Annotated in this window: 6 protein-coding genes; 4 read left to right on the top strand and 2 right to left on the bottom strand. The window is 34.7% G+C overall.

What is annotated here, in order from left to right; all coding sequences use genetic code 11:
• Nucleotides 1–45 precede the first annotated feature (45 nt).
• On the bottom strand, nucleotides 46–717 hold the full coding sequence (gene folE, locus J3495_RS15660) for a GTP cyclohydrolase I FolE (protein WP_210667482.1): 672 nt from the start codon (nucleotides 715–717) through the stop codon (nucleotides 46–48).
• Between the two features lie 206 nt (nucleotides 718–923).
• On the bottom strand, nucleotides 924–2120 hold the full coding sequence (locus J3495_RS15665; RefSeq protein ID WP_210667483.1) for a pyridoxal phosphate-dependent aminotransferase: 1197 nt from the start codon (nucleotides 2118–2120) through the stop codon (nucleotides 924–926).
• Between the two features lie 121 nt (nucleotides 2121–2241).
• Here J3495_RS15665 and J3495_RS15670 point away from each other — a divergent pair, with 121 nt between their 5' ends.
• The 4 genes from J3495_RS15670 (at nucleotide 2242) to J3495_RS15685 (ending at nucleotide 9487) form a co-directional block, all read left to right on the top strand.
• Nucleotides 2242–3570 carry a PDZ domain-containing protein gene (locus J3495_RS15670; protein WP_210667484.1) on the top strand — a complete coding sequence of 443 codons (1329 nt, stop codon included), beginning with the start codon at nucleotides 2242–2244 and terminating at the stop codon, nucleotides 3568–3570.
• Between the two features lie 298 nt (nucleotides 3571–3868).
• Nucleotides 3869–6346: a gliding motility-associated C-terminal domain-containing protein gene (locus tag J3495_RS15675; protein WP_236025484.1), complete on the top strand. Its 2478-nt coding sequence runs from the start codon at nucleotides 3869–3871 to the stop codon at nucleotides 6344–6346.
• Between the two features lie 32 nt (nucleotides 6347–6378).
• Nucleotides 6379–7314, top strand: a complete 936-nt coding sequence (locus J3495_RS15680; RefSeq protein WP_210667485.1) for a PorP/SprF family type IX secretion system membrane protein — start codon at nucleotides 6379–6381, stop codon at nucleotides 7312–7314.
• 10 nt (nucleotides 7315–7324) lie between these two features.
• Complete coding sequence (locus J3495_RS15685; RefSeq protein WP_210667486.1) at nucleotides 7325–9487, top strand: OmpA family protein; 2163 nt, start codon at nucleotides 7325–7327, stop codon at nucleotides 9485–9487.
• Nucleotides 9488–9569 lie beyond the last annotated feature (82 nt).

Here is a 9569-nt window from a genome sequence, read left to right on the forward strand (position 1 = left end):
GTTGGCTTATTAAACGGTTTAACAAATAAACGATTAACCTGATATTTAAAACTGTGTTTCCAGCTTAATGTAATCTAGAAATTCTCTTCTGGTTTGAGGATCTTTAAATTTACCGCCAAATTCAGACGTTACGGTGCTGCTTTCAATATCTTTAATCCCTCTGGAATTTACGCAAAGGTGTTTGGCATCAATAACACAAGCAACATCTTCAGTACCTAAAGCTTTTTGTAGTTCTTGTACAATTTGCATGGTCAAACGCTCCTGAACCTGAGGTCTTTTGGCGTAATACTCAACAATTCTGTTCATTTTTGACAAACCAATCACTCTTCCACTCGAGATATAAGCCACATGAGCCCTTCCGATGATCGGCAATAAGTGGTGCTCGCAGGTAGAATAAAGCGTAATGTTTTTCTCTACCAACATTTCGCCATACTTGTAATTATTGTCAAAAGTAGAAGCTTTTGGTTTTTTTGTTGGGTTTAATCCGCCAAAAATCTCCTTTACAAACATTTTTGCTACTCGGTTTGGAGTGCCTTTTATGCTGTCATCTGTCAAATCCATTCCTAAGGTTTGCAAAATGTTTTCAACATCTTTTTTTATTTTTTCTATTTTTTCATCATCGCTTAAATCAAAAGCATCTTGTCTTACAGGATTTTGTGCGTTGCTGCTAAAATGATTGTCACCTATTTCGTCTAAAAAATCTTCGTTATTTATCATTAAAAACTACTATTAATATGGGTATATCTTTTTAAGGCGGTAAAGATAATTAATAAAAAGCAAACCTTTTCTATCGTTTTTACTATTTAATAGCTACTTTTTGAATATAATTTAAATTCAAGTGGAAGGGGTATTTTTATATAACATAAAAGGCAATAACGGGATAGGTTATTGCCTTTTGTAAGTTCGATTGTTTTGTTAACTTTTTATTTTTTGTTATAAACTAAAAGTGCTTCTTTTAAAACATTTACGGCGCTTATTAGATCTTTTTTATTCAAAACATACGCAATTCTCACTTGGTTGAGGCCCATTCCGGGGGTAGAATAAAACCCCGCAGCAGGAGCGACCATGACGGTTTCGCCATTCAAATTGTAACTTTCTAAAAGCCATTGTGCAAAATCATCGGCGTTTTTTATGGGTAGTTCTGCTATGCAGTAAAAAGCACCTTTTGGTTTGGTTACAACGACACCTTCAATTTTATTTAATTCGGTTATGAGCGTGTCGCGACGGCTTTTGTATTCAGCTATTACTTCATCAAAATAACTCTGCGGAGTGTCTATTGCAGCTTCGCAGGCTATTTGCTCAATAGTTGGCGGACTCAAACGAGCTTGAGCAAATTTCATTACGGTTGCCAAAACGTCTTTGTTTTTGGTCACCAAACAACCAATTCTGGCGCCACACATACTGTAACGTTTTGAAACCGAATCGACCATAATTACATTTTGTTGAACATCGTCGAGATTCATTACAGAAAAATGTACATCGTCTCCATCGTACAAAAATTCACGATATACTTCATCTGCGATCAGGTACAAATCGTACTTTTTGATCAAACTGGCCAATTGCTTTATTTCTGCTTCTGAGTATAAATAACCCGTTGGATTCCCTGGATTGCAAATTAAAATAGCTTTGGTTTTGGGTGTGATTAATTTTTCGACAATATCAATACTTGGCAAAGCAAAACCAGACTCGATGGTCGAAATCACAGGAATTACCGTTGCGCTGGTCGAAGAGGCAAAAGCATGATAATTGGCGTAAAAAGGCTCGGGAATGATAATTTCGTCTCCCGGATCTGTAATAGTGGCCAAGGCAAACAATAAGGCTTCTGAGCCACCAGTAGTAATGATGATGTCTTCTGAGTTAACATTTACGTTTTGACGTTGGTAAAACGTAGCTAATTTGTTTCTATAACTTTCATATCCGGCAGACGGACTGTATTCTATAAGACTTAAATCAATGTTTTTTATCGCCTCCATGGCCACTTCCGGAGTTTTGATATCGGGTTGACCAATGTTTAAATGATACACTTTATGTCCTTTTTGTTTTGCAATGTCTGCGTAAGGAGCCAATTTGCGTATCGGTGATTCGGGCATGTTTCTGCCTTTGCTTGAAATTGTTGGCATGAGTTTGATTATTGAAATGCAAATTTGCATTTTTTTTTCGAATTTAACGAGAACAATACGTTTACTTAGAAAAATGTAACAATTATTAATATTTTTATTAATTTTATCTCAAAAATTGTTAATGAAAAATATATTCGTCTTATTTTTTGGTCTTTTCTTAGTTTTTCCTTTAAATGCACAAGATAATTTTTTAATAGAAGGTAGCCATAATAAGGTAGTAATACCTATTAAACTTATTAATAATCTCGTTTTTATTCCGATAAAAGTCAATGGTGTCGAACTCAATTTTTTGCTGGATTCGGGTGTCGAAGAGACTGTTTTATTTAGCATGGAAGAAAAGCAGGAAGTCACTTTTTATAATGTCGAAAAAATTAAGCTTCGTGGTTTGGGCAGTGAAGATGATATTGAAGGTTTAAAATCAGCTAATAATGTGCTGGAAACGCATGGCTTAAAGTCGAAAAATCATTTGGTTTATATTATTTTAGATCAAAATTTTAATTTATCCTCTCATATCGGAATTCCGGTCAATGGCATTATCGGGCATAAGTTTTTTAAGAATAATTTGGTCGAAATCAATTATCAAAAAAAGAAAGTAGTTGTTTATCTTAATAAGGAAGGAACGAAAAAGAAGCTGGAAAAAAAATTCAAATCGGTACCAATAAACATCGAAAAATCTAAACCTTATATTTACAGTTCTGCCATTGTTGATGGTCGTGATGTTCACGCAAAATTACTGATTGATATTGGTAATAGTGATGCTTTTTGGGTTTTTGACAATAATAAAATAAAACTTCCAAAAAAGAATTTTCCTGACTTTCTAGGAAAAGGATTTAGCGGTGATATCGAGGGACATCGCGCCAAGATTTCAGAATTTTCAATTGGTGATTTCAAGTTCAAAAATCCAATTGTTTCTTTTCCGGATTCAACTTCGATACGAAATGTAAAAATGGTTACGGATAGAATTGGTTCTGTAGGAGGAGAAATTTTAAAGCGCTTTACGGTAATTTTTGATTATGAAGATGAAAAGTTATACCTGAAGAAAAACAATAAATTTAATGAACCCTTTACTTACAATAAAAGCGGAATTACAGTGCAACATAATGGCTTGCAATGGGTTCAGGAAACCGTTCATTTAGAGACGGTACAGGTCGTTTCGTCGATGAAAGAAGTTCAACAGGGATATGATAAAGATTTTGATAATTTTAAATACAAATTTGTACTAAAACCTGTTTTTGAAATAGTGAATATCAGACCTAATTCAGCAGCAGAAAAATGTGGTTTAAAAAAAGGAGATATAATTATTAGTATCAATGCGGCAAAGCCTTACAAGTTTACGTTGCAGCAAATTAATAATTTATTAAAATCAGAAGAGGATATTTGGATTAACCTTGAAGTAGAACGAAATAGTGTTGTTTTAAAATTTCGTTTCAGGTTAGAAGACCAATTATAGGTATGATTTTTGTTTAATCGGCTATTTTTATGATTATCAGTATATTATTTTTTACGGTCATTTTCTTTTTATTAAAATTTAACAAGAAAATTTAGTTTTGCAGTAAATGATAGTATTAATTTGTTATTTTTATAAAAAATTAACAATAGATGATCAAAAAATACATTAATTTCTTACATATATCATTTTTTTTGCTTTTTTGTTTGTATTTCCTCAAAATATTACAGCCCAATGTGCGGGAAATGATACAAGCATTACAATTTGTGATATTTCTGATCCTGTTAATAAATCAATCTCTTTGTTTTCTTTATTAGGAGGAACACCAACTCCGGGAGGAACTTGGACAGATGATTCAGTATCAAGGGGTTTGGATCCTTCAACAGGAGTTCTAAACGGACATGTCATTCGCAGAGGCGGCACTTTTCAATATACCTATACTGCACCAAGCACTTCAGGCTGCACAGATAATACATCTACCGTTACTATTACTATAGGAGCATATCCGGGAGTTCCGGCTCCGTATGCAACAGTATGTAATGACAGCGAAGTCTTTAGTCTTTTTACAGCATTTAATAGTACGGTTATGGTGCCTCATTCTAATGGAATTTGGACCAATAGTGCGGGTCAGGTGGTTCCATCAGTCATTCCGATTTCTGGAATAAGTGGTGATTTTGAGTTTACTTACACAGTTCCTGTAGTAGCTGCTTGCCCCACAAACCCAACTTCGATAAAAGTAATTGTGAGTATTTTTAGAGCACCAAAATCAGGAACGACAAATGATTTATTATTGTGCGGAAGCAATGGTTTGTCTGCCTATACCAATTATGACCTGAATAATTTAATCAGCGGACAAGATAGTACAGGTCAATGGAGCGGCCCCGGAATAACGTCGGGAACAGATCACAATGTCGACCTTGAGAGCTTGTATAATGTAAATGGACCCGGGGATTATTCGTATGCCTATACTGCGGTTTCTGTGCCATCTAATAATATTTGCCCTGATAAAACTTCGAGTTTAACCATTACCATAGAAAAAAGGCTTGATTTTACTGGTGCAAGACTTGTGGTTTCATCAGATATTTGCGAGAATGAAATTTCTACCGCAACCTATTCGGGAAGAATCACACAGGGAGTTGAGGCGATTCCTAATGGAGAATATAAAGTTACTTTTAATGTCTCCGGACCTAACGGTGGAACACAAACGGTAACTGCAAATTTTGTAAATGGCGTAATTAGTTTTCCAATTGCATCCACGTATTTTAGACAAGTCGGAACTTTTACCGTAAATATTATCAATATTGTTGCTACGGCAAGTAAGGGAGCATGTTTTAACACCATTAATAATCTGGCAGATGATCTAAATGTCTATACTTTACCTTATCTCGATGGCACTGTCATCATACCAACTACTACGTGCCAAAATAAAAGTTCGTTAGTGCTTCTTTCAAATGCTTCTCGATTGGCAGATGGCAGTTATACTATTGTTTATAATGTAACGGGCGATAATTTTGCACTGGGACAAACAGCTATTATAAATGTAGTTGGTGGAAATTCTAGTTTTGTAATTCCCGGAAGTCTAAACAGTAATAGTGGAGGATCAATCATAACCATAACCAATATTACCAACAATACAACTCTCTGTACTAATATAGCCAACATAAAAGGAAATCTGATGATTAATCCTTTACCAAATGCTGCCACCATTAGTATCTTGGTAAATGACGTTTGTTTTAATGATCCTGTTATTGCAACCGTTTCAGGATTAGGAACGCTGACAAATGTTACATTTTCGTATGTACTTTCGGGGAGTAATTCCTCAGCATTGGAAACAGTTACATTAGCAGTCGTGAACGGAAAAACTGATTTTATAATTCCTTCCAATTTACTTGTAAACACTGGAGCTACCGTAATTTTAGGTACAAATTTGATCAATAATATCACCAGTTGCGATGTTAATTTAACCAATGTTTCCGATACGTTTTTAATAAATCCTATTCCGGTAGCGCCAACAGCAACGAATCAGGTTTTTTGTAAAGTAGATGGTGCTACGATTGCCAATTTAAGTCCGAGTGGTGTTCAATACAAATGGTATAATTCTGATACATCAACTACAGCTCTGGCCGATACTTATGTTTTAAAATCTGAGAATTATTATCTAAGAGAAACATCTTTGGCCAATTGTACCTCGCTGGCGACTATGATTACGGTTGTTGTAAACGACACGCCAGCTCCAGTATTAAATCCAGATGGACAAAATTTTTGCGGTTTGGCAAATCCAAAAATTTCAGATTTATCTAATAATACCAATGTGCCTTCAACAGTTGTTTGGTATGATGCTCGAAATAACGGAAATTTATTAGCTTCGACCAGTTTACTTACGGACAAAGCAACGTATTACGGAATTGATTTCTCGACCATCACAAGTTGTATTTCAGAGAATACGCTCGAGGTTACTGTTTCATTGTTTGATTGTGATACTTCGCAGTACGCCTTTTTTATTCCTGACGGATTTTCACCAAACGGTGATAACGTAAACGATACTTTTACGATTCCAGACATTAATTATTTATATCCAGATTATTCCATCGAAATCTTCAACAGGTATGGAAATATACTGTTTAAAGGAAATAAAAATAAACCCGACTGGGACGGAAAAAATGATGAAGCCTCAGGTTTTGGTGACGGGATAGTGCCAAACGGCGTCTACTTTTATGTTGTCAGTTTTAATAAAGACAACAGGCCTCCGCAGCAAGGACGTGTTTATTTAAACCGATAATTCGTTTTTGCCTTATTTAATATAATTTTCAAATGAAAAAAACACTACTTTTTATAAGTTTCCTCTTTTATATATCCTCAATGTCGGCGCAGCAAGATCCTGAATACACCCATTATATGTACAATATGAGCGTGGTCAATCCTGCCTATGCGACCGGTACAGCAGCCATGCTTAACGTTGGCGGTTTGTACAGAACACAATGGGTTGGAGCTGTTGGTGCTCCCAAAACATTTACTTTTTTCGGGCATACCGCTTTGAGTGATAAAATAGAATTGGGAGCTTCATTAATTTCAGACGATATTGGGGATGGAGCCAAAAAAGAGAATAATTTTTACGCAGATTTCGCTTATGTATTAAAATTGGCGGGCAGGCACAAATTTTCATTTGGTATAAAGGCTGGTTTTACCTCTTTGCAAACCAACTTTAATGGTTTCGTTTTGCAAAGCGGAAATGTAGCTACAGATTTGGCTTTCGCCGAAAATATAAACGTGACCCGACCAAATATTGGGGTAGGAGCCTATTACTTTACAGATACTTATTATGTGGGGTTTTCTGTTCCTAATTTATTAAACGGAAAACATATCGAAGAAAAATCAGGAATAAATGCTTACGGAGCAGAAGAAATTCATGGTTTTCTAACGGCTGGATATGTTTTTAAAATTAGTGAGGATTTCAAATTAAAACCTGCATTTATGTCCAGATTTGTTGGAGGATCGCCTTTCTCTTTAGATGTAACGGCAAATGTTTTGTACCGCGACAAATTTGAATTGGGAGCTGCATACCGAATTGATGATGCTATGAGCGTATTGATGAACATTAATATTACGCCATCGCTTAGAGTTGGTTATGCCTACGATCGCACGCTTTCTAATTTGGGTCAGTTTAATTCCGGAACTCACGAAATTATGTTGCTCTTTAATTTAGATTTATTAGGAAAAGGCTATGATAAATCACCAAGATTCTTTTAAAATGAAAAATATGAAAAAACTACTCGTTATTATATTCGTATTTTCAATACAGTTTATAAATGCTCAGGATTACGATTTGGCAAGAGCCAAGCGTTTTTTTGACAAAACATATTATGCAGAAGCCATTACTTTATATCAAAAACTGGCAGATGAAAAACCGTCTCAGGAAGTCATAAAAAATCTGGCAGATTCTTATTATTATACCAATAATTTGATAAAAGCACAGCGTTATTACAGACTTTTAATGACGCAATACAATCAGGATTTAGACAGAAATTATTATTTCAGATATGCTCAGACCTTAAAAGCAAGCAATAGTTACGATGATGCTAATGTGGCGCTCAGAGAATATTATTCGAAATCAGACCATACTGAAGACGTTGCCGTTTTTGAAGAAAATAGAAAAACCTTAGAAAATGTTTCGGCTATTGGTAATCGGTACGAAATAAAAAATCTGGCAATCAATACGCCAAATTCTGAGTTTGGAGCGGTACAATACAGAGACAGTTTGGTTTTTGCAGCAGTAAAATTGAAACCCGGATTGTTTGATAAAAAGTTCAAATGGATTAATGAAACCTATCTGAATCTGGTCAGTATTCCAATAAAAAACAGCAATACCAATGATTCTATTACCTATTATTTTGCAAAAGAATTAAAGACAGGAATGCACGAATCGAATGCTGTTTTTACAAAAGACGGAAAAACGATGTATTTTACGCGAAATAATTCTAAGAACAGACATAAAGCAAAAAACGATCAAAAAATCTCGAATCTTCAAATTTTCAAGACAGAGTTGGTTAATGGTAAATGGACAAATGTAACGTCACTTCCTTTTAATAGCGCTAATTATTCTGTAGAACATCCTGCTTTAAATGCAGATGAAACCGTTTTGTACTTTGCTTCGGATATGTCAGGAACATTGGGTTCTTTTGATATTTATTCTGTAAATATTAACAAAGGTGCTTTTGATACGCCTAAAAATTTAGGCCCCATTATTAATACTGAAAAGAGAGAACAATTTCCTTTTGTTTCTAAAGATAATAAGCTTTATTTTTCCTCAGACGGACATTTAGGATATGGATCTTTGGATATTTTTGTTGCCGATATTACAGGAAAAGAATATTCAAAACCTGTCAATGTAGGGCTTCCGTTAAATTCAAATTTGGATGATTTTTCTTTTACAATTGATTCGGATACAAAAGAAGGTTATTTTGCTTCCAATAGAGAAGGAGGAAAAGGAAGCGATGATATTTATCAATTAAAAGAAATAAAAGAGCTAGTTGTTGAGGATTGCAAACAGTTTATTGCCGGAATTATTACCGATGTTGATACCAGATTACCTCTGGAAAATGCAACTGTTATTTTGGAAGACGCTACTAAAAAGCAATTGAATTTGGTTAGGACAACTGCAGACGGAAAATTTAGTTTTACCGTTCCTTGCGAAGCTTCTTATGTGGTTTTGGCTGCCAAAGAAAACTACACCAACAATTCTAGGTCTTTGGTTATAGGAACGACCCGAAATGCTGTTAATGATGCTTCGATGGCGCTCAAATCTTTAGAGGTTATCAAAGAAGAAGAAAAGCAAATTGAAGAAACGAAGAAGAAACTCGAGGAAACTCAGAAGAAAGAAGAAAAACGTATAGAAGAAGAGAAAAAAGAAAAAGAAGTTCTTGCTGCTATTGCCTTGAAAGAAAAAGAGAAAAAAGCAAAAGCAGATCAAATTGTGGCCGATCAAGCCAAGAAGAAGGAAAAAATCAATCAAATTATTGCCAACGAAAAAGATGTTGTACGAGATAAGGACAGGTTGATTATCAAAACAAATCCTATTTATTTTGATTACAACATGTGGTACATTCGAAAAGAATCTAAAGTGGTTTTAGGTCGCGTTGTAGCTCTAATGAAGAAATATCCTGATATGATTATCGAAATAGGTTCGCATACAGATTCAAGAGGAAATGCTAAGTTTAATGAAGATTTGTCGCAAAAAAGAGCGTCTTCTACCAGAGCTTTTTTAATAGAATCGGGTATAAATGCAAAGAGAATGATTGCTAAAGGTTATGGAGAATCTGTACCAATAATAAAATGCAAAACAGATGAGGCTTGCTCAGAAGAAGAACATGAGTTGAACTGGAGTTGCTACATTTACTGGGACATAAATTTTAAGACTGTTTAAATAAAAATAAATATCTTAGAATTATGAAAAAACGAGTTTACAGTGCTGAGTTTAAATCATCAGCAGTACGATTAAGTTACGA

Origin of the sequence: Flavobacterium geliluteum (assembly GCF_017948595.1) — a bacterium.
In the GTDB taxonomy this organism is placed as follows: Bacteria; Bacteroidota; Bacteroidia; order Flavobacteriales; family Flavobacteriaceae; genus Flavobacterium; species Flavobacterium flavipigmentatum.